The following is a 20,774-nucleotide window of genomic DNA, read 5'->3' on the forward strand; positions in this document are numbered from 1 at the left end:
CATGCCGACGCCGTATGCGGTCCGCTCCGGCCTCCCGGGCCTCCCGGACCGCCGGGGGGCCAGCCTTGCCAACGGCTTCCCAATACCCGAAAAAGAAAGAGGCTTACAAGGATTTCCTTGTAAGCCTCTGATCTTTCTGGTTGCGGGGGCCGGATTTGAACCGACGACCTTCGGGTTATGAGTTTATTAGTCCACGATATTCCTCACCTTTCCCGACCCACCCCAATAAATCACATTTATACCATAAAAACAGAATATTGAAGAGCAAGATTTAGCCAAAAAGCGCCCTGAACCTTCCCACGATTTCGCGTTGTCACCCCGCAGAAGGTGGGGCTATAGTGGGGCTGGCTCCCTCTCTGTGAAACATGCCCATCCCCGCGAGATACCCATGACCACGACGACCTCCACCAGCTACCGCGGCGTTCGTTACCGCGAAAGCCAGACCCGCAAGCACGGCTCGAAGCCCGATCGCTATTTCTTCATCCGGTACAAATCCGATGGTAAACCGAAGGAAGAAGGTGCCGGATGGGCATCTGAAGGCATGACCAGCCAGAAGGCATCTCAACTGCGAGCCAGGATCACGGAGAATATCAGGCTGGGGCGACGCCCGCAGTCTCTCGCCGAAATGCGTGAGATGATGCGCGAGGCCCGCGAACAGGCCGCTGTTGAAGAGCGCCGTGCAGCCCATGCGGCCACAACCCTGGACGAATTCTGGGAGAGGCACTACCTGACCTCCTCCACCCTGCACAAAACGCCACAGACGATGAGGACGGAATCCGGGTACTACGCCAAATGGATCAAGCCGGTGCTCGGCAACTCCCCACTCAGCGCTCTTACCCCGCCACTCATCGAACAGGTTGCCAACAACGCCATGACCGCAGGGCGGAGTGCGGCGACCATCCGCCATCTGCTGGCCATTATCTCCCAAGTCTGGGGCATGGCCCGGAATCATGAAATCGTGAGCGGAGAGTGCCCCTGCACGCGCATCAAGAAACCTCGCAAGGACAACAGGCGGATGCGCTTCCTGACGGAATCCGAAGCAAGCACCCTACTCGCGGAGCTCAAGAAAAGATCGCAGGACACCCACGACAGCGCCCTACTCTCCCTCTTCTGCGGCCTCAGGGCCGGTGAAATCCATGCGCTCACCTGGACGGACCTCAACTTCACTGCAGCGACCATCTACATCCGCGACCCCAAGAACAAACACAGCAGGCATGCGTACATGACCGACGAGGTCCGGGCGATGCTCACGGAGCGCTCCCAGGTCCCGAACGGCACAGAGTACGTCTTCCCGGCCCAGAACGGAGCCAAGCGCAACTGGGTATCCGACACCTTCGAGCGCGTCGTCGAGCAACTTGGTCTCAACGAAGGGGTCAGCGACACCAGGCAACGCGTGGTCTTCCATACCCTGCGCCACACGTTCGCCAGTTGGCTCGTGCAAAGCGGCACACCGCTGTATACCGTCGCCGAACTCATGGGGCATACCACGCTTGAGATGACCAAGCGTTACTCGCACCTCAGCCCCGATACTATCAGGGCCGCAGCGATGAGCCTACAGGGCAGACTCAGCAAATAGCCCCCCTCCTCGACTTGCCCACGCGTCTACCCGCCAATTACTAGAGCCTTCCCCTAAAGGGGAAGGCTCTAACTAGACACACCCAAAAATTCCCAACACCGCGTTTTCATTGAAAAATTGAAACGACACTCAACCCATGACGCCAAACCCTGCCAAGACGTCTAACGCACTGAAATTACAGATACAGCCACCAGAACCCACGACTCGTCAAGTCTGCCTGCCAAGCCTCGACACCGTCAACTCGTCGGTCAAACGTGGCAACATGGCATCACCTGCGGACCACACACCTCCGGTCCTTTGCCCCCCCCCAATTGCTTGTCCGGCTTCCCACAGGCAAGACAGGGGCAAGTGAGCCCCCCGCTCGTACAGCGAGAGCCCCCTTCACGCCGTCAAATTTGTAGCACTAGCGGTGTGTAACTGGAGAGTACCGAGTCACCGGTAATCAGCCGCATGGGTTCGGCCATGGCCTGGGAGACCAGCATATGGTCAAAGGGGTCGTTGTGGTGCCTCGGAAGGGTCGCGAGCATCTCTGCATGCGCACCAAGAAGGGGAAGCTCAAGGAAGCCGCTCTCCTGCGCTGCAGCACGAAGCACGGACAACTCGGCATCAAGTTTGCCGATGCGTGTCTTGATGGCGATCTCCCACCAAGACACGGAACTGACAAAGACCTCGTTCTCATCAGCGAGCAGCAGTCCCCGCACAGACTCAATGCGCGGGGAATCGGTCAACGCCCAGAGAAGCGCGTTGGTGTCCAGCAGCAGTCTCATTCCTCGCTCCCTTCAAACGCCGCAAGAAGTTCCGGCGGCAGAGGAGCGTCGAAATCGTCGGGAACCTTCAGTTTGCCCTTCAGAAGACCAAGACGCTTTTTCGGCTTAGCACTTGCGGCCGACTTAAGGACGGCCTCTGCTCGACCATAGCTGCCGATGAAAATGGTTTCACCACCTGCCGCACGTTTTACCAACTGCGACAGAGAGCTCTTGGCTTGGTGCATGGGGACGATATTCATAGCCACCTCCATACGATACTCCTTGTCCATTTAGACTTAGCTAGAGCTTAGTCCGAAGTCAAGGAAAGCACTTCCGGTGCCGGACGAGTCAGCAAGCCCCAAATAGCTATCGACCGCCCTGCGGGGGGGTACGCCAAGCAAGGCAGCAGTGTCAGGCGAATACCATCTCTGTATACATAGTATGTAAAAAATAAGTCTGACAAAAATCATCATACAAAAACTTCAGCAGCAATCGCTTTCAAATCCACAACTATCCAGTATATCAATTTTATATTCAAAAATCATACATGCTAAAATGGTATTATCTCTCTTGTATCTATTATAGATACATTATTTATTATCACCATTGTTAATGCTTCTCATCCATAAGAACTAAATACATAAAGATATGCAAACAAATAAATATCAAAACATAAACATACACCTATTACAAAAACCACACCAGATCATCATTATCTAGCCAAATCTAGATCCACATCAAGAGCCGACATCACAAGTGTCGGCTTCTTTTTGTGTAAACAATAACACTCTCCATTAATTCAATAGCCAAACAAAGGAGTACGCCATGTTCATAACAGAAAAAACCCACAGAGACTATCCAGTTCAAGCGTATGACGACAAACCTTGTCGTATCGACATCCTTGATGCCATCATTGACCGCATAGAGTACATGACGAGTAGATTCAGCAGAGTGCTCTTCATCCGCTTTGACTTACGATACCCGAGAGACTTCTATTCATCCCGTAAAAACAACGACATTCAACGCTTTTTCAACAGCTTTACAAGCTATTTATCCCGCAAGAGGATAGCCTACCAGTACGTCTGGGCACGTGAACAATCCAGAGAAAAACATCAGCACTACCACGTGATGCTCCTCCTAAATGGCAACCTAACAAAAAGCAGCTGGAACCACATGGAGAAGGCAGACCAGCTCTGGCAGCGCGTTCGTGGGATCGACCACCCTGGTCTCCTCCACAGATGTGACCGAAGCAGAGACGGCAACAGGCACCCTGACTTCATCCACCTGGACCGTCATGATGCCTGCTATGAACAAGATATCGAGAGATGCGTGGAGTGGGCCAGCTACTTGGCCAAGACGAGGACCAAGGGCTACGTACCCTTAAATGTGAGGGAATGGGGAGCGAGCCTCCTTGACAACTGATCAAGAGCTATATGCCTTGGTACAATCTCCGCTGGCGCAGATACAAGCCATTTCAGCGACTCTCTCGGGTGTGCCACAGTCGCAGCACGTAGATTGTCGACTCTTGAATCTCGTAACGCAGCTCATAATGCCCGACAAACAACCTCCGGACCTCGCGCGGTGCGAACGCAAAGAGTTGCTCACCGATGCGGGGATTGGTCAGCAGGACGGTCGGGGCCTTGGCCAATGTCTGCACCGCCCGTGAGGCAGCAGGCTGGTCAACAGGGGCCAAGAATTCATACAAGCGGCTAGGTCGGAAAGTGCTCTACTGGTCCATTTAAGATTCATTAGCGAGGCACCGGCAACCGTTCATCGGCACCCAGACTATCCGCCCATGCCTGCACTGCCTGATGATCGATGACGCGATCGACATCCACGTCGGCGAGCGCCTCATACGTCAACCGGTCGCGCTCTTCCTCTTGGGCAATCCAGGATGAGAGTGCTTGCTTCATGATCCAGCCGCGAGAGCGTTCCAAACGGTTGGCCATCTGGTCTACCTTTTCTGCCAGCAGCATGGGTACATGAGCAGTCAGCACGCGAGTTTCAGCCTTGGGCATGACGTTCTCCTCAGTTTTGCTCTGTGCACACTCCATCATCTGATATTTTATCAGGATGACTATTCCCACGTTGGTCAAGACATTGACCTTGAGCTAATCATAGTGATTAAAAACAAATCAAGCAAGTCAAAGCACCCACCTGCTCTTCCGAAAACGTCCCTTCTTCATGACCACGCAGCGTACCGATGGTTCAAAAACTACAACGAGAGGCACACTCGCAAGGGCTTGCGGAGAAATCACCCAAGGAATTCATCCGCGCATCAGCAACCGCAGGGTGTCCGGTTTAGCAGGGGCAACTCCAGGGCGACCCCCCAGATGGGCATCGCCGTAAAAGGTATCATGACAGATAATGGCCCCTGCTACGCCTCACGACTGTTCCGTGCGGCGTGCAGCGAGCTTGACCTGAAGCATATTCACACCCGCCCGTACACGCCCTAACACTCCGAGGCGCCCTGCTAATAGGAACCTCTCCATTCATGCATAGCACCCCAAAGAAGCCAAGCAAGCTGCCATGGCTTGAGCCTGCGTACCGCCTCAGCCTTTTTGAAATTGATGCTAATGAATTAATTATGTTTTTTGAAATCTGAGCACTGTCCATTGGCACTTTCCAGCCACACATTTTGCACTCCAAGATGTAGTGCCCAATGATTTGCACATGCAAAGACCCACACTTTTGACAGTAAAATTTATCCACACACCGTAAATCAGTGTCGCTATATTGCGGCGCTTGCCTCGTGCCTCACAAAGAATGTTCATGCGTTATTCTATGTCCGTATTGACTTTTTTATAAAAAGGGCAGGGCCGCGTCTTTTCCGGAAAGAATGGGCGGAATATCAGGCCATGAGATAGCTAAGCTTGGGTCATTCCAGCGAATGCCCCCCTCATCGCCGGGGCGATAATAGTCCGTACATTTGTAATGAAAGTGGGCCAGTTCACTGGTGACAAAGAAGGCATGGGCCAGACCAGGGGCGATCCATAACTGCCACTGGTTTTCCTGCGTCAATTCCGCGCCGAACCATTGGCCAAAGGTGGGAGAATCGCGTCTAATGTCTACCGCGACATCAAAAACACTACCTAAAGAAACGCTGACTAGCTTCCCTTGGGGGTGTTTCTTTTGAAAATGTAACCCTCGTAAGGTGCCGCGAACGGACACGGAATGGTTGTCCTGCACAAAAGGCAGGTCAATGCCCGCTTCGGCGTACCGCTCTCTTTGCCATGTCTCCACAAAGTACCCGCGTGTGTCGTGCCAGACCTTGGGTTTGACAAGAAGAACGCCTTCAATGGGGGAGCGCTCTATTTTCATAACTCCGCCCCTGTGTTCACCAGTTCGACCAGATATTGGCCATAGGCAGTTTTGCTCAGAGCGGTTGCCAGTTTTTGGACGTCATCCGAGCTTATAAAACCGTTCCGCCAGGCAATTTCTTCAAGGCAGGCAATTTTGAGTCCCTGGCGGGTTTCCACCGCCTGCACGAAAGAGCCAGCTTCCAAAAGCGAGTCGTGGGTGCCGGTATCAAGCCAGGCAATGCCGCGGCCGAGCACTTCCACATGCAGATCGCCCCTTCTAAGGTAGGCATTGTTAATGTCGGTAATTTCCAACTCCCCCCGCGCTGAGGGCTTTATCGTATTCGCGATGTTAACCACGTCTTTATCGTAAAAGTACAATCCGGTAATAGCAAAATTGGATTTGGGTTTTTGAGGTTTTTCCTCAATGCTGACGGCGCGTTTTTGCTCGTCAAACTGAACAACGCCATAACGTTCCGGGTCTCGGACGTGATATCCAAAAACCGTGGCTCCGCTCTCGCGGCTCATGGCCTCTTTTGTCAGGCGTGGCATTCCGTGGCCGAAAAAGACGTTGTCGCCTAACACAAGACAGGTATTGCAGTCTTTGATGTGCTTTTCCGTCAGCAAAAAAGCCTGCGCCAAGCCCTCGGGTTTGGGCTGTTCCACATACGAAAGCGAGCACCCCCACTGGGAGCCGTCTTTGAGCAGAGTGCGGTAAAGAGGCAGATGCTCCGGTGTGGAAATAAGGATAATATCCCGGATTCCGGCCATCATCAGCGTGGCCAGTGGATAATAAACCATGGGTTTGTCATAAATAGGAAGAAGCTGTTTGCTCATACCCCAGGTCAGCGGGTAGAGCCGCGAGCCCGCCCCCCCGGCCAGAACGATTCCTTTCCACTGCGTCATGCGTGGTCTTCCTTGTTTCTTTGCGCGTAGTTGGTTGTGATCCAGGTATGGTACTCGCCGCTTCTAACGTGCTGTACCCAAGATTGATTGCACAAATACCAGGAAATAGTCTCCCGCAGACCCGATTCAAAAGAATGCTCCGGTTTCCAGAACGTTTTGCTCTCTATTTTAGAGCAGTCAATAGCGTAGCGGAAATCGTGCCCGGGCCGGTCAGCAACATACCTGATGAGATCACTATATGGGCCTGCCGCAGAAGGGGCAACCTCATCCAGAATACCGCAAATCACCTGGACAACCTCAAGGTTTGTGCGCTCTGAACGCCCACCGACGCAATAGCTTTCGCCCACATTTCCGCTTTCAAGGATACAGTCGAGGGCTGAACAGTGATCCTCCACATGCAGCCAATCCCGGATATTATCCCCTTTGCCGTAAATGGGGAGCAACTTTCGCTCCAGGGCGTTAAGGATTGTCAGCGGGATGAGCTTTTCAGGAAACTGCCTAGGGCCGTAGTTGTTGGAGCAGTTAGAAATAAGCACAGGTAAGCCGTAAGTTTCGGAAAAAGACCGCACCAGATGATCGCTGCCGGCCTTGGAAGCAGAGTAAGGGCTGTTGGGACTGTACGGCGTTGTCTCGGAAAAAGGGGGATCGTCCGGCTTGAGTGCTCCGAACACTTCGTCGGTTGAGACGTGGAGAAAACGAAATGCCACCTTTTGTGCAGCGGGCCGCTTGAGCCACCAGTCTTTTACTGCGTTGAGAAGGGTGCATGTTCCCAACACGTTGGTTGTGACGAACTCGTTGGGGTCTTTGATGGAGCGGTCGACATGGCTTTCCGCGGCAAAGTTAACCACCGCGTCCGGTTGGTACGTCTCCAGTAAATACATCACTAGCTCGGCGTTGCCGATGCTACCCCGGACAAAAATATGCTCCGGGTCATCCGCTAAGGAAGACAAATTTTCCAGGTTCCCCGCGTATGTTAGTTTGTCCAGGTTTACAATACTAACATTTTTGTGGCGTGCCTGCAGGACATAGCAGGACCCGATGAATCCGGCTCCGCCTGTTACCAGATGTCGCGGCATGTGATACCTTTTCTAGTGGTTGCGCTGGTGGCAATATACATCGGTTGGCTTTGGGGGAACGTTCCATTGTCTAAAGCTAATAGTAGAGGTGGTTCTGACCAGCCCCCACGAGTTGTACCACTCATTATGGTAGCCTGTAATGCCTGCTTGAGTCCAGAGGTGGTCCCCAGGGGGAGCGCCCTGCCCCTCGGGGCAGGGCGGCGACCGGCGCTGGCGGACGTTGCCCCAGCGAGCTATGCGGCCTGAACGTGTTATATTCTTGCCGCCACATTTCCAGAACCACCTGTGCCTCCCGGAGCATATAGAACAGCTCCCTGTTCAGCTTCTCATCCCGCATCTTGCCGTTGAAGCTCTCGCAGCAGCCGTTCTCCCAGGGAGAACCAGGCTCAATGAACAGCGTCTTCACTCCGACCTTGCCGAGCCAGTCCCGCACGGCATGGACAGCGAACTCGGAGCCGTTATCTGACCGGATGAAATCCGGTGTACCCTTTTCAACGAACAACCTTGTCAGGCAGTGCAGCACATCGTCGGAGCGGAGCTGCCTGGAAACCTCAAGCGCCAGGCACTCCCGAGTGAACTCGTCGATGACCACGAGGATGCGTAACGCCCGGCCTTGGTGCGTTCGGTCCATGACGAAGTCATACGACCAGACATGGTTGGGTCAGCAAGGCCGTAATCGGACGCATGAACCATCGTTGGGCCAGAGCCTACTGCGCTTCGTTTGCTTTTGCGGAACCTTCAGCCCTTCCTGACGCCAGATGCGCTCAATGCGTTTGTGGTTTACCAGCCATCCTTCCCGCTCAAGCAAAGCCTGGATGCGGCGATACCCGTACCGGCCATACTCGCTGGCGAAATGGATGATGGCCGCCTTCAGTGGCTCTTCATCACTTGTTATGCTCGGGCGATATCGCTGGGTCGATCGAGGTTGCTCCAGCAAACGGCACACTCGCCGCTCTGGAACATGAAGAACCGTACGCACATGAGCCACACGCTTCCGGCGCCGGGAAGGGCTCAGAAGTTTCCCCTTGCCGCCTCCTGCAAGATGAACTTGTCCAAGGTCAACTCTGCCACGGCCTTCTTCAGCCTAGCGTTTTCACGCTCTAGCGCTCTCAGCTTCTTGGCTTGGTCAACCTTCAGCCCGCCGTACTCGGTGCGCCAGCGGTAGAACGTCTGCTCACAGCCCCCCCCAAGAGAGCGGCACGTCTCGGCAACTGTCTTGCCCTTGGCCAGCGAAACCTCTGCTTCACGCAGCTTGGCGATTATCTGCTCCGGTGCTTGCCCCTTCCTACCCATTGCCTTCCCTCCGTTGGCCAGAGACTAACAAAATCCCTAGCTCAGGTTTAGGGGGGCAGGTCAGTGGGCCAGCTACCTGGCTAAGACGAGGACCAAGGGCTACGCACCCTTGAATGTGAGGGAATGGGGAGCGAGCGCCATCCGCACCCCCTTGGAGATTGCAACTGGACTCAAGTGGCCAACAAGGCTAAAATAAAAAGCACAGCCCGTTGCGCCAGAGAGAGGCTCGCCAAAAGATGGACATGGTTGATCTCCTAAACACCACAATAGGCCGTTCACAACATGACAAATACCGCGCATTGCGGATTTAAACTTAGAAATTCATGCAGTTTCACAGCTATAGAAACACAGCACCACACACATAAGCACTCCATCATGGCTCGCATTTCAACAATTCACTGCAGAAGCAAACTCATTTTAAAGGATGGATGATAGCCACTCATGGACTTTAAAAGAAAACTTATAGCAGTCGTTATTGTCAATTTCAACAACTGGAAATACACAATATCATGTATCGAGTCAGTACTTTCGAGCAATAAAAAACCATGCTGGGTATTTATAATAGACAACGCATCGCAAGATAGCTCATTTCAAAAACTAGAAGAATGGGCTACAAAGAACTTGCGACCTGAACAAATCGTCTTAACAAATCAATATGAACATATTACGACATCTACACCACCTCATCATAACACCGTGATACTTATTAAGAACCCAGAAAATAGAGGATATGCAGCTGGAAACAATATCGGCATATCCCTTGGGCTAAAGTGGGGCGCAGATGCAGTTTGGATTCTTAACAATGACACAGTTGTCCATCCAGATGCGCTGAAAGCCATGACAGAGCGTCTCTTTTCCAAACCACATCCCGGATTATGCGGTTCCCTTATCTGCTACATGGACCAACCTCAAAAAGTCCAGTGCCGGGCGGGAGGGAAATCAAACAAATGGACAGGCTTTTCGGTTCTCAACGGCCAGGGCATGACAGTTGAACAAGCTACCCATGAAAACCCCGATGACATAGAAAAAGCCATTGACTTCATATATGGAGCAAGTGTTATGGTAAGTAGAAAGTTCATAGAAGATGTTGGACCTATGGACGAACGTTACTTCTTATATTCAGAAGAGCAAGACTGGGCTTACTCGAGTCAAGGACGCTTTGACTTTGCTTACGCAGCAAATGCCTTAGTATTCCACAAGGAGGGAGCATCTACAGAATTTTCAGCAAATAAAATGCGCTATAAATCTTTATGGTTTCTAACTCGAAGTCGCTTGTTACTTACTGCCAAGCACGCCCCCCTAGCTTTACCCACAGTGTGCATGGGAATAGTATGGGCCGGCATTAGAATGGTATGGCGCCGCGTTGGGAGGCAGCACAAGTCAAAATTATCTTTTTTATAATCTGCAGTCGGTTACGTCATACCGATCCTAACGCATCTTGTATAACTTTGCCGGGGCCAGAGAACACAAATGGCATGTGTTACGGTCTTTGCAAAGCCTATATGAAAACGCTTTTCATCAAGCCGAACTTTCCTGGGAAAAACGGGCACTGTGAGCACCTTTAATGGCAAGGTGCGTGATGAAAGACTGAACAGGCGGATAATCTACACGTCCGGAGAGGCCCAAGTGATGCTGGTGGGCAGCGATAGTAAACACGCTCAGGCCGCATAGCTCGCCGGGGCAACTCCCACTAGGGGGAGCACCGCTGGACTCCAGTAGGCAGCACAGACTAACACAATGAGTGATACAACTCGTGGGGGCTGGTCAGGCCGCCGTTCAACTTGCCTGCTTACGACCCAGATCAACTCTGCCACCTTGCTGGGGAGACAGAGTGCCTGGCCGAACTTGCCTCCCTCGAGACTCCTCTGTCCCGGGTACGACCGGCTGCCGAAGCAGGCAGCCTGATCAGCACCCCGCCGGGCACGGCAATGTCAGGTGGATACTATCTCTGCACAGGCGGGGGCAAGACCACACCAAACACCTCTAAGCGTGTTCTTTTTTCCAGTAAATTCCCACTCCATCAATTTCGGAGAATGCTGGGGTCAGGCCTTGGGCTGTACAATAGTCATGAACGGCCTGCTTGCAGGCCTGAACCACATGGTAATCATCAATGATGATGTACCCCCCCACGGATAGTTTGGGGTAGAGACTCACAAGTCCATCCATCGTGGATTCATACATGTCGCCGTCGAGACGGATTAGGGCGAGCCTCTCGATATCAGGGGTTTTTAGGGTATTCTTGAACCAGCCGTTCAGGAACACTACCTGCTTGTCAAGCAGACCATAAGCATTAAAGTTCGATTGCACCTCTTCGAAAGAAACCGACAGCTCGGGATATTCATGGAAAGTCGAGCCGGAATCAGCTGGGTAAGCGCTCTCATCTGGCGCGGGTAGGCCCTCGAAAGAATCAGCCACCCAAACCCGCCTGTCGGTTACATTGTAGGCATGCAGCACAGCCCGCATAAGTATGCAAGCACCGCCACGCCAAACTCCTGCCTCGATCAAGTCACCCGGCACTCCGTTGCCGAGAATGCTCTCAGTGAGAAGTCGTAGATTCTCAAGACGCTTTCTGCCAATCATTGTATGCGCGTACTTTGGCCAATCCCACCCAGTCTCGCGAATGTCATGATTATAAGCCTGTTCTTCCCCATTCATGCATGAAGCATCTTTGTAAAGAGACCCGGTAAGGCATTGCTGTATAATATCTAGATAAGCAGACCTACACCGCTGCAATTCTTGTAAAATATGTTGCGAACCACGCCGTGCAATCAGAAGGTCTTTTAGCACGCTTCGGATCCTGAAACAAACCTTGCTCAGTTCAGCATATCTGGGAATCATTGGTCTCTCATTGAGCTGAAGATTGCGCATTTCTTACGCGTACGGCATCATACACTACCTGATCTAATTCGGTCAGAGCCGCAAGGAGTTCTCTCGTAGATTCGGGATGATCCTTTACAGATGGCCGTTCAGGATTGGCATTGATGTACAAATTATCTTGCGGAACGGGTATTCCCAATTCAGTGAGTATCACATCCCGGTCGGCCTGAAAGTTCTCGGCTAGTCCCACATAGGAAAAATGGTCGAGATGATCCAAGGCCAAATTCAATAGGTCCATCGGGCTGAGTGAATCAATTTTTCGCGGAGTGTAGGCCCAATTCCCATGGGCCAAGGCCCACGCTTGATTGTTCCATATCCGTATGCGCACGGCGGAATCGCTTAATCCCATCCTCAGAAAGGTTTCCAAAGGCACGCGCTGTGACAGGCCATATTCGAAAAACTCATCCGGATCCCGTCCCTGGCAGAAATAGTAATACGATAGTACACGCTCTTTCGGATCGCGCAGAAATGTGAACGAGTATCTATCATTCATGAATCTCCGGCAGAAATCGAACCCAAAATGCCCGGAGATGAATCCCAATTTTTCATACCGCGACACCAATTCCCTGTTCTGGAAAAAATTGTTCTCCAAAGTAAGTTCATTGAGATGGTAGAAGTGGTCTCCATGGCTTGAAGAATTTGGGTACCCATAATGATTGCGGGCTAGCTGAACGATTGCTGTACCGGCTGTTTTCTGTATGTGCATGAAGATTGCCGGATTCAAGACAACATCTCCTTTATTTGCTCGCACACAGCCTCTAAGCACGTGGCAAGAAGACATATAAGGCGTTTACCAATCAACGACACTCTGTATAATTATCGAACGAAAGATGAAAATTTTGCAAAATATTTCTTTATTGTTGTATTACGCTTCGATGCAATTTCATCATATAGAGGCTGCTCTAGAGCCGTTAGCTTTTCTAAAAGCTGTCTCGTTGACAAGGGAAGATCCTTTATAGCTGGCCGACCAGGAGTGACATTGTCCCTTACGTCCACTTTAAGCAACTGCATGCCCAGATCGGACAGTATCCTATCGCGGTCATGCCGAAAATTATCAACTGTCCCGACAAAGGAGAACTTCCGAATATTCTTGTATGCCAACTCTTCTATGTCTTTGGGGCTGAACGTCTCCTGGCCACGCCCTTCGCAACTGCAGTAGCCATGAGCCAATTGCCACATTTGATTATTCCAGATACGTAATCTGACATCGCTCCGCTCAAAGCCCATCTTCAGAAACTCTTCCAATGAACATCCCTGAGCTATCTTATAAATTGGGGATTCTTCTGGCGATCTGGTAAGACAAAAGTAGTAAAAAGAGACAATTCTCTCTGCCGGTTTCCTCAGAAAGGTGAAGGAATACCTCTCGCCCATAAAAGCTGAACAAAAGCTGAATCCGAAGTGACCAGAGATGAAGAGTTTTTCCTTAAATCTAGCGCGAATGTTCTCTTTGCTAAAAAATGTATGCGGGTCGGGAGACTCGGAAAATCCACACAAGTAATCTCCGTGTGTCAATACGTTGTCATTACCGTAATGTTTGCGTGCAAGATTAACTATGGTAGTGCCCGCTGTTTTCTGAATATGCAAAAATATGGCAGGTATCATAAAAGCTTAAACCCCATTGGCTCTAGTGCTGTATGCCCTCTGTACAATTATCAAATCTGCTGTAAGGCCATGGTCTCGTGCTTTCGGCAGTGTTTTACATACTCATGCACAACAAATTTCGCCTCGGCATCGGCCATTACCCGCCCAGCTTCAATCCAAATGGCCCGATGACAGAAGTCGCGGACATCAGCCAAAAAGTGGGTCACGAGCACTACAGTATCGCCAGACGACAGCTTTTCCCGCATTGTGGCAAGAGACTTTTGTCGGAAGGGAAAGTCGCCCACGGCGAGGATTTCGTCAACAAGCAGGACATCTGCATTCGCTTGCGTCGATATAGCGAACTTCAATCGCGAGAGCATGCCGCTGGAATAGGTTTTCATAGGGGCATCAATGGAGTTTTCCAACTCTGCGTAAGCAGCTATGTGGTCTACCATGGCTTCTGCATCGCGCCGACATATGCCTAATTGCAGCATGAGTAGCATCACCGTGTTCGCTCGTCCAGAGCATTCGGGGAAAATACCTCCGGCCAAAGTTAGCAGCGAGGTGCTGACTCCGTGGTTAACGAGGCTACCGACATCGGGCTCCAGGATACCTGACATTACTCGCAGCAAAGTGCTTTTGCCTGCCCCATTGAATCCGATTATGGCCAAGGATTCGCCTCGATTCACCGTAAATGATATTCCCTTGAGCATATGATACTGTTGCGCGGGCCTGAAAAAACGCCGCCTCGTGAAGCAAACATGCAGATCGACGAGGGTAAGTGCTGGAACTCGCTGGTTCATCGTTGGGCAACAATCCTGGGGAATTCTTTGTCAAAGCGGGAAAGAAACGAATAGCCCACCAAAAGAGAGAGCATAGAAACTACGACAAGATATCCTACTAGCTTTAAGTCGATAGTGGCGTGCAGCATACAGTCCCTATAAGCCGTTATGAAGCCAGCAACCGGGTTGACATAAAACAAAGGTAAATACGATGTTGGGATGTAGTCCGCAGGCTTGAAGAAGACACCGGAGCTCCAATAGAGCACCATGATGATTTTCGGGTAGAGCATGGCAATGTCGGGCACGAAGGGGGTGAGGCCGGCAAGAAGCATGGCAACACCCAGAGTAAAGGTCATATAAGCGATGGTGAGGGGTAATATCCAGAGATTGCTCGCGTGAGGTGGAGACCCCAGCAGTACTAGAAATACATACAGCAACAGAAGGAGAAGAAAAAATTTGAAACAGCAAGTTAGGGTGTGGGCTGCCGGAAAGATGTACTTAGGAATAGCCACGGAAAGCAGAACATGCTCACTGTGGATAAGTAAATTTGGTGCAGCGCTAGTAGCGGAGATGAACAACCTTATGATGAAAATGCCAGTCAGCAGCTCAGCTACGAACTCTGGCCCGCCACGCCGAAGTATAAGACCAAATACGACATAGAATATGCACAATTCCATCAGAGGATCAATGATCCACCAAAGGAAGCTTAGATAATTCCTGCTCCCTTCAGTGGTCAGTAAAGATTTCGCTCTGTAGGCAATAATGTCTATGTGTTGTTTTTTTGGAAAATTCATATATGTTACCCGTTATAACTCACGCATAATCCCTTTACGACAGTGCTGCAGGTGTTGTTGCGCCCTGCACGTCTTTGCCAGCTTCAAGGAATGAACTCCTCAAGAGCTTCCGCTGTAGCCTGCAGGAAAGCGTACCCGTACCTTCGATCGGGCTCCAGATGCGCGCCTTCAGCCCATTCGTTCCAGGCATTGATAAAGACGAACTGTTCTTGTTGTGAATTGTGCTGGTGTGTGTATTGCATGATATTCTTCAGCCACTTCTTATAGACATGAGGTTCGCAATGGTGAAAGATGAAGGCACTGTTCAACTTACGGGCCGTGTTGTCCCAGGCTGGGAAAACGGTCTTGTAGCGTGTGTAGGCTGACGGTGCCATATAATTCTCGGCGTCCACCAAGGCACGCATATCATGCACAGTGCCGCAGAAGTCGTCGTTAACGACCTGCAGATCTTTTGCTTGAGGAACATGGCCGCACATGTGGGGTGGAAATTCTACTCCAGCGTCGAACCCCCAGTCGCGCGGATCACCTTGAAAGTCGTGCGACAAGGCGCATATCAGGTACATGCCCAAGAGGCCGTGCTCCTCGGCCACGGCTCGGAAGTTGGTTGTGAGCTTTCTGACACGCGCCTTGTCCCAGTAGTGGGGGCGGTAGATAATGAGGACCGGCTTTCCACAGATGGTTATGTAGCGGGTGTCCTGCAGGAAAGGCAATAAATCCTCCATAAATCGTCGGTCATCATCGGGCTTGAGGTCCTGAGCGATGAGCAATTCGTTCTCAGAGCCGTCCCACCGACGTGACCAGGGTTCGTTGGCCCAGCAAAAGCAAAAAGGCAGGTCCAGGTCCTTGTTGGCGAGATAGTTCAGGATGGGCCGTTCCATCAGGCGTTTCCCAGAGAACCAGTAATAATGAAAGCAGAAGCCATATACTCCATAAAGCTTGGCAAGTTCTATCTGCCGCTGCATCACCTCTGGAGCTCGGAGATCGTAAAACCCTAGGTCAATAGGCAGTTGGGGCTGATAGTGTCCAACAAACATCGGCATGGCTTTGGTCACATTGGTCCATTCCGTGAACCCGCGCCCCCACCAAGCATCGTTTTCGGCAAAGGGATGGAATTGGGGAAGATAGAAGGCAATAGCTTTAGGACATAACGGATGAGGTTGTGCCTGCCGCTCCGAGATATCGACAAAATCCGAACTTGTTTTGGCAGAAATCTGCAGCACTTGCGCCTTGAAGCTTAGCAGGCATTTCAGACGGGAAGATGCAACTCTGCCCTGCAGAGTACGCCAACGAGCCCGGCGTATAACATCGCGGCCACCTTTAAGAAGGTTCCATACCGGTCGCGGCATGCCCTTTTTCAGCACGGACTTGAAGTATGGCATACTGTACCGGATGCGGGTGCCGAGTGGCACGCTGCCCATATCCTGTCTAGCCTGACCGTTGTCTGATGAAGGAAAAAGTCTGGATTGGAAATGCTCAATACGCTGCCTTTCCGCTTCGGTGAAGGTGCATAGTGCCTTGGCATTGACCTTTTCCAACGAGGCTGGAGATTGCGTCGATGGTACCACCTCAGCTACATATTGCAGAACGTAGGAATGGGGTTTGGCGACGATGTAGCCGAGCACCCCGGAGGGCGCCATTTTAGTAGGCTGATAGGAATGAAGGCCGGGCAGATCCCAAATCGTGCGGGTTGCGATGCGGACCTCAAGTCCCAATCCAGCGAACAGCTGCGCGATGGACTCAGAGGTGAAGAATCGCAGGTGGGTGCGGTCAAGAATTCCATAATCCATATATACAAACTTGTTCGCTAGAAGCTGGAGTGAGATACTTCCGTGAGCAACATTGGGCAGCGAGACGATCATGCTGCCATTATTGCCGAGAAGTGGTATGAAGCTGCGCAGAACCTTCTCGGGTGAGTATAGATGTTCGAGCACATCCCCGAAGACTATTCGATCAAAGGCCAATTCTTGATATATATGATAATCATTAAAAATATTCAGATCCACTTGTGCCACGTGCTCGTAGGCGCCAGTGGCCCGGGCAAGCTCAATGCTTTCGGAACAGTATTCCATGCCCCATACCGTGCAATTCTTGCCGTAGTTCAGATAGGTGCCCAGATCGCCGCAGGCGCAACCCACGTCAAGCACCCTTGCCCCATCAGGAATCTTATTTATTATATGCACATGCGACGAATTGGCATCTGTCCCGTCTATGACATTTTTGTAACGAAGAGGATCAAGAGTTGTCTGCGTAGTGGGCGCTACGTCGGAGACAATACTTTTTGATGCGAAACTCACAGCTTTCTCCTATAATTGCCTAATCAATGATTACAATTCGATTAAAAAATCTCTTCCTATCGGGTTACCCAGGAGGCGATGCAGTAAGCATCCGCCTCTGTAAAGTGCAACAATAATCGTCCTGCGACAGGGTGGTATATCGATATCTGAACAATATGCCATCGACGCGTGGTTCAATAATGTGTCCCAAAGTGGCAAAACTCTTTGGGCCGACGTTGCGTTCTGCTTACCTTATTGTGCTGAATATGGCAGAAAGATAGAATCTATCACTCATCCTAGCTTTCAGTGCCTATAGCGAAATGCTGCACGACGTCTTCATGCTTGCAAGGAACTGGAATTGCCCCTGCTAAACCGGACACCCTACGGTTGCTGACGAGCGGATGAATATCCTGGACGACTCCATCCGCAGCCCCTTGTGGGGGGCTCTCATTCCGGTAGCCGATGGTCGATGATGTCGCGAATCAGGGGCAACAGCACCTCGACCTCGGCTTTGGAGTAGCGGGGTGGACGCCCTAGGGGGCTCCTTCGCCCGCTCCGCCAGCCTGGAGCGCGAAGCCGTCAGCGTCTCAGCGACACACTTCATAGGGAACCGTCCTCCCAGGGCAACGGACTGCGCGAGAGCAGTTTTTTTTCGCGCGCGATCTCCAACGCCTTCTGTAAGGATTTCGACCTCCACGGTCTTCTTGTCCAACATCCGCTCCAGATCGCATATACGCTTCCTAGCGCTCGGACCCTCCCGGCTCCGACGACCTGGTCATCCGCCTGGACAGCGGCCTTGCCCCCATCGCTCAATGAGCTTCCTCAGCGAAACAACTGACTGGGGAAAGGCCGTTTCTGCGGGCGACGTACGAGACGCCCCCCCCCGCGGTTGCAACGACTTCTGGACAGTTGAACCCTCTCAGCCACCGCCCAACGTCGACATTGCGCTGCGCCCAACACTTCCACCACAACTCCCCCGTTAGCACTAGGCTTGGACATAGGGCTAGACCTATTTCCTATCGTTGGCGGGGTGTCCGGTCCAAATGGGGGCTACTCCCGGAGCCTTACTGCCAACCGGAAGACTAGCAATGGCCTAACCGGAACTAAAGAAGCCTTGAAGTGTCCAGAAAGGATTCCAACAGATCCAGACAGGCAGTTATGCCCATCTTATCTGTTTCCAACTCCAAAACAGGGCTCTCAGGAGGCTCGTATGGAGCAGATATCCCGGTATAATCTTTAATTTTTCCCTGACGAGCAAGACGGTAGTAGCCTTTTGTGTCGCGCCGCTCGCATTCCGCCAAGGCGCATTTGACGTGTATTTCGTAATAGTCCTTACAGCCGATGATCCGGCGCACATTCTCGCGGTCCGCCTTTAGAGGCGATATGAATGCACAAAGGCAGACCACACCAGCGTCAATGAACAATTTAACGGTTTCGGCTATACGCCGCATGTTCTCGGTGCGGTCCCTCTCGCTGAAGCTCAAGTCCGCGCATAATCCATGGCGAATCTTGTCGCCGTCTAACACATACGTCCGGATGCCGCGTTGATGAAGACGCTTCTCCAGCGCATGAACCAGCGTAGATTTTCCAGAGCCGGAAAGGCCAGTAAACCACAAGGCAAATGATCGATGCATCCCATCCTGTTCGCGATCATGGCGACTGATCAATGCTTTGGGCGGAACAGTGTATTTGTTACTTTCATCACGACATCGTTGGGTCAAATCCGGCATAGAATCAATCCAATACGGCATAGTCATGCCAATTCGTAGTTGCGCAATGACTGCCAAGACTTATAAGAGACCATTTTTTTGCAAAATCTTGGCGCTCGCAGATTTGCTTGGTTGTGATGCCAGTTGGCCGAGAGCCTGTCCATAATAACCATCGAAGAGATTCATAAAGTGTGCAATATGGCGATCCACAAAGGATTGTAGGCAGCCTAGATCTGGTCAAGATTTATATTATCGCCTCCGCTAAAAGCAGAGGTCGACACTTGAAATCTGACAACCGATTTTCTACAGGGAACTGCTGGTGTTTGCAACGGCTTAATGGTCAGATCTTTGGGCCTGATTGGTAATCCCCCCTTTTTAGGCAGTCTGAAAGTAGCGGCTATGCAGCCGATCTCAGTTTTTTGCCTTGGGGTAATGCCGCCAATGCCCATGTTGGGCCTTTCGTTGTTGTAGGCCCATAGCCAACTGGCGGCGAAGTCCCTGACCTGCTCAATGCCATCGAACAGATGCTGTCCCAGCCAATCGTATCGTAACGTACGGTTGTACCGCTCCACATAGGCGTTTTGCTGCGGCTTGTCTAGCTGAATGTGGTCGATGCGGATCCCGTTCTTCTCTGCCCAAGCCTGCAGACGATGACTGATACACTCCGGGCCGTGTCGCAACGTATGGCTTTTGGCTTGCCACGCCATTCCATGACCTGCTCCAGCACCCGGACTACTCGCTCGGGTGGCAGCGGGAAGTCCGCCTCAATGGCCAACCCCTCCCGGTTGTAGTCATCAATTACGTTCAGAAGGCGGTAACTTCCCCCATCATGCAATTGGTCGTACATGAAATCCATGGACCACGCCTGACTGGGCGATTCTGGTTGGGCCAGCGGCGCTGGCTTCTCGCGGATCAGGCGTTTCTTCGGCTTAATCCGCAGGTTCAGTTCCAACTCACGATAGATTCTGTACACCCGTTTGTGGTTCCAGCCGTACCCGTTCACGTTGCGTAGGTATAGAAAGCAGAGTCCGAAGCCCCGGTTGCGCTGACTGGCAGTCAGACGGACCAGCCAGTCGGCCACGAGTTCGTTGTCATCCGCAAGCTTGGGGGCATAGAGGTAGCACGTCCGGCTGATGTCGAACGCTTCACAAGCTTGCCCTATGCTCAGGCCCCGTTCCCTCACAGGGGTTTTGGCCATCTCACGGCGGCGAGATGGCCTTCCTACTTTTTTCCGTGTGCCTCGCGCAGGACATCGGCCTTCATCTGGGCTTCGGCATACATGCGCTTGAGTCGGCGATTCTCTTCTTCGAGTTCCTTCATCCGTGCCATGAGCGATGCATCCATGCCACCGTACTTGGCTCGCCATTTATTACCAGGAGCAAAAAGTTTCTAGCTAAGTAGCGACCGCGTAGGCGACTTTTGGCCCTTCAAAATACCGGTGGACCCTCACTGGCCGACGTTGCCTGCTCCGTAAGAATGCTCGTATTTTAGTCATCATGCCTTGTTTGTCCCGAGCCCGGCCTTGCCGGAAGGCGTTGCTTTTCAGATCCTGGTTGAGAAGTTCATCCGGATTGAGTTCCGGGCTGTAGGCCGGGAGGAAAAACAGCTGAATCTTGTCCTTGTTTTCCTCCAGCCACTTTGCTGCCTTTTTGGCCTTGTGGACCGCGTAGCGGTCCACAATCAGGAAGACCTTCCGACCAGCCTGCTGCCGGACAAGTCGTCCCAGGAATTCCAGAAACACGGTCACGGTGAAGCGCTCACCGAACACCATGAACCGCAGATCGCCCTGGTTGGTGATGGCCGAAATCATGTTGCAACCGAAACGCTTCCACGTGCCCTTCACCACCGGCGTTTTGCCCTTC

The 20,774-nt window shown here is 51.9% G+C and carries 16 protein-coding genes and 5 pseudogenes; 4 read left to right on the plus strand and 17 right to left on the minus strand.

All coding sequences use genetic code 11. From position 1 onward, the window contains the following. Positions 1-388 precede the first annotated feature (388 nt). The gene (locus V6B97_RS08525; protein WP_333506078.1) at positions 389-1,576 is read left to right on the plus strand and encodes a tyrosine-type recombinase/integrase; all 1,188 of its coding nucleotides are present in this window, start codon (positions 389-391) and stop codon (positions 1,574-1,576) included. Between the two features lie 389 nt (positions 1,577-1,965). On the opposite strand, the gene V6B97_RS08530 is transcribed toward V6B97_RS08525, so the two are convergent. Further along, entirely contained in the window at positions 1,966-2,343 is a 378-nt protein-coding gene (locus tag V6B97_RS08530) for a type II toxin-antitoxin system VapC family toxin (RefSeq protein WP_333506079.1), read from the minus strand. Then, on the minus strand, positions 2,340-2,582 hold the full coding sequence (locus V6B97_RS08535) for a type II toxin-antitoxin system Phd/YefM family antitoxin (RefSeq protein WP_035069587.1): 243 nt from the start codon (positions 2,580-2,582) through the stop codon (positions 2,340-2,342). The genes V6B97_RS08530 and V6B97_RS08535 overlap by 4 nt, the downstream gene beginning before the upstream one ends. A gap of 565 nt (positions 2,583-3,147) precedes the next feature. Between V6B97_RS08535 and V6B97_RS08540 the strand changes: the two genes are divergently transcribed. After that, a complete protein-coding gene (locus V6B97_RS08540; protein WP_333506081.1) occupies positions 3,148-3,744 on the plus strand; it encodes a YagK/YfjJ domain-containing protein in 597 nt (198 codons plus the stop codon). Between the two features lie 52 nt (positions 3,745-3,796). Here V6B97_RS08540 and V6B97_RS17420 read toward each other — a convergent pair whose 3' ends face one another. Further along, the gene (locus V6B97_RS17420) at positions 3,797-4,027 is read right to left on the minus strand and encodes a type II toxin-antitoxin system RelE/ParE family toxin (RefSeq protein ID WP_442935473.1); all 231 of its coding nucleotides are present in this window, start codon (positions 4,025-4,027) and stop codon (positions 3,797-3,799) included. Between the two features lie 43 nt (positions 4,028-4,070). Then, on the minus strand, positions 4,071-4,340 hold the full coding sequence (locus V6B97_RS08545) for a CopG family ribbon-helix-helix protein (RefSeq protein ID WP_333506083.1): 270 nt from the start codon (positions 4,338-4,340) through the stop codon (positions 4,071-4,073). Between the two features lie 315 nt (positions 4,341-4,655). Here V6B97_RS08545 and V6B97_RS08550 point away from each other — a divergent pair. Then, positions 4,656-4,775: pseudogene (locus tag V6B97_RS08550) on the plus strand (IS481 family transposase); the annotation flags it as partial. 349 nt (positions 4,776-5,124) lie between these two features. On the opposite strand, the gene rfbC reads toward V6B97_RS08550, so the two are convergent. The 4 genes and pseudogenes from rfbC to V6B97_RS08570 all read right to left on the minus strand — a co-directional run bounded on the left by rfbC (position 5,125) and on the right by V6B97_RS08570 (position 8,896). Continuing rightward, complete coding sequence (rfbC, locus tag V6B97_RS08555) at positions 5,125-5,643, minus strand: dTDP-4-dehydrorhamnose 3,5-epimerase (protein WP_333506084.1); 519 nt, start codon at positions 5,641-5,643, stop codon at positions 5,125-5,127. Next, on the minus strand, positions 5,640-6,527 hold the full coding sequence (rfbA, locus tag V6B97_RS08560; protein WP_333506085.1) for a glucose-1-phosphate thymidylyltransferase RfbA: 888 nt from the start codon (positions 6,525-6,527) through the stop codon (positions 5,640-5,642). Before rfbA ends, rfbC begins: the two co-directional genes overlap by 4 nt. Further along, the gene (rfbB, locus tag V6B97_RS08565) at positions 6,524-7,603 is read right to left on the minus strand and encodes a dTDP-glucose 4,6-dehydratase (protein WP_333506086.1); all 1,080 of its coding nucleotides are present in this window, start codon (positions 7,601-7,603) and stop codon (positions 6,524-6,526) included. The genes rfbA and rfbB overlap by 4 nt, the downstream gene beginning before the upstream one ends. 124 nt (positions 7,604-7,727) lie before the next feature. Further along, positions 7,728-8,896, minus strand: a pseudogene (locus tag V6B97_RS08570) (IS3 family transposase). 441 nt (positions 8,897-9,337) lie between these two features. Here V6B97_RS08570 and V6B97_RS08575 point away from each other — a divergent pair. Next, positions 9,338-10,297: a glycosyltransferase family 2 protein gene (locus V6B97_RS08575; protein WP_333506088.1), complete on the plus strand. Its 960-nt coding sequence runs from the start codon at positions 9,338-9,340 to the stop codon at positions 10,295-10,297. Positions 10,298-10,879: 582 nt separating this feature from the next. Here the strand turns inward: V6B97_RS08575 and V6B97_RS08580 are convergent. The 9 genes and pseudogenes from V6B97_RS08580 to V6B97_RS08620 form a co-directional block, all read right to left on the minus strand. Further along, positions 10,880-11,734, minus strand: coding sequence for a TylF/MycF/NovP-related O-methyltransferase (locus V6B97_RS08580; RefSeq protein ID WP_333506089.1), 855 nt, complete (start codon positions 11,732-11,734; stop codon positions 10,880-10,882). 7 nt (positions 11,735-11,741) lie between these two features. Next, the gene (locus V6B97_RS08585) at positions 11,742-12,497 is read right to left on the minus strand and encodes a sulfotransferase family 2 domain-containing protein (protein ID WP_333506090.1); all 756 of its coding nucleotides are present in this window, start codon (positions 12,495-12,497) and stop codon (positions 11,742-11,744) included. A 92-nt stretch (positions 12,498-12,589) separates the two neighbouring features. Next, positions 12,590-13,375, minus strand: coding sequence for a sulfotransferase family 2 domain-containing protein (locus V6B97_RS08590; protein WP_333506091.1), 786 nt, complete (start codon positions 13,373-13,375; stop codon positions 12,590-12,592). 50 nt (positions 13,376-13,425) lie between these two features. Beyond that, a pseudogene (locus tag V6B97_RS08595) lies at positions 13,426-14,052 on the minus strand (ABC transporter ATP-binding protein); the annotation flags it as partial. Positions 14,053-14,153: 101 nt separating this feature from the next. Further along, positions 14,154-14,930, minus strand: a complete 777-nt coding sequence (locus V6B97_RS08600; RefSeq protein ID WP_333506094.1) for an ABC transporter permease — start codon at positions 14,928-14,930, stop codon at positions 14,154-14,156. An 83-nt stretch (positions 14,931-15,013) separates the two neighbouring features. Next, positions 15,014-17,224 (minus strand): glycoside hydrolase family 99-like domain-containing protein, encoded by a 2,211-nt coding sequence (locus V6B97_RS08605; protein WP_333506095.1) that lies wholly within the window; start codon positions 17,222-17,224, stop codon positions 15,014-15,016. Positions 17,225-18,306: 1,082 nt separating this feature from the next. After that, complete coding sequence (gene cysC / locus V6B97_RS08610; protein ID WP_333506096.1) at positions 18,307-18,960, minus strand: adenylyl-sulfate kinase; 654 nt, start codon at positions 18,958-18,960, stop codon at positions 18,307-18,309. A 368-nt stretch (positions 18,961-19,328) separates the two neighbouring features. After that, positions 19,329-20,280, minus strand: a pseudogene (locus V6B97_RS08615) (IS3 family transposase); the annotation flags it as partial. Between the two features lie 25 nt (positions 20,281-20,305). Further along, positions 20,306-20,764 (minus strand): annotated as a pseudogene (locus V6B97_RS08620) (IS630 family transposase); the annotation flags it as partial. Positions 20,765-20,774 lie beyond the last annotated feature (10 nt).

It is taken from the genome of Nitratidesulfovibrio sp. 1201_IL3209, from assembly GCF_036763125.1.
Classification (GTDB): domain Bacteria; phylum Desulfobacterota; class Desulfovibrionia; order Desulfovibrionales; family Desulfovibrionaceae; genus Cupidesulfovibrio.

Bases quoted from the DNA above. Each gene is read 5' to 3' on its own strand.
- V6B97_RS08525 (WP_333506078.1), top strand. From the start codon at position 389: ATGACCACGACGACCTCCACCAGCTACCGCGGCGTTCGTTACCGCGAA.
- V6B97_RS08530 (WP_333506079.1), bottom strand. From the start codon at position 2,343: ATGAGACTGCTGCTGGACACCAACGCGCTTCTCTGGGCGTTGACCGAT.
- V6B97_RS08535 (WP_035069587.1), bottom strand. From the start codon at position 2,582: ATGAATATCGTCCCCATGCACCAAGCCAAGAGCTCTCTGTCGCAGTTG.
- V6B97_RS08540 (WP_333506081.1), top strand. From the start codon at position 3,148: ATGTTCATAACAGAAAAAACCCACAGAGACTATCCAGTTCAAGCGTAT.
- V6B97_RS08545 (WP_333506083.1), bottom strand. From the start codon at position 4,340: ATGCCCAAGGCTGAAACTCGCGTGCTGACTGCTCATGTACCCATGCTG.
- rfbC (WP_333506084.1), bottom strand. From the start codon at position 5,643: ATGAAAATAGAGCGCTCCCCCATTGAAGGCGTTCTTCTTGTCAAACCC.
- rfbA (WP_333506085.1), bottom strand. From the start codon at position 6,527: ATGACGCAGTGGAAAGGAATCGTTCTGGCCGGGGGGGCGGGCTCGCGG.
- rfbB (WP_333506086.1), bottom strand. From the start codon at position 7,603: ATGCCGCGACATCTGGTAACAGGCGGAGCCGGATTCATCGGGTCCTGC.
- V6B97_RS08575 (WP_333506088.1), top strand. From the start codon at position 9,338: ATGGACTTTAAAAGAAAACTTATAGCAGTCGTTATTGTCAATTTCAAC.
- V6B97_RS08580 (WP_333506089.1), bottom strand. From the start codon at position 11,734: ATGATTCCCAGATATGCTGAACTGAGCAAGGTTTGTTTCAGGATCCGA.
- V6B97_RS08590 (WP_333506091.1), bottom strand. From the start codon at position 13,375: ATGATACCTGCCATATTTTTGCATATTCAGAAAACAGCGGGCACTACC.
- V6B97_RS08600 (WP_333506094.1), bottom strand. From the start codon at position 14,930: ATGAATTTTCCAAAAAAACAACACATAGACATTATTGCCTACAGAGCG.
- cysC (WP_333506096.1), bottom strand. From the start codon at position 18,960: ATGACTATGCCGTATTGGATTGATTCTATGCCGGATTTGACCCAACGA.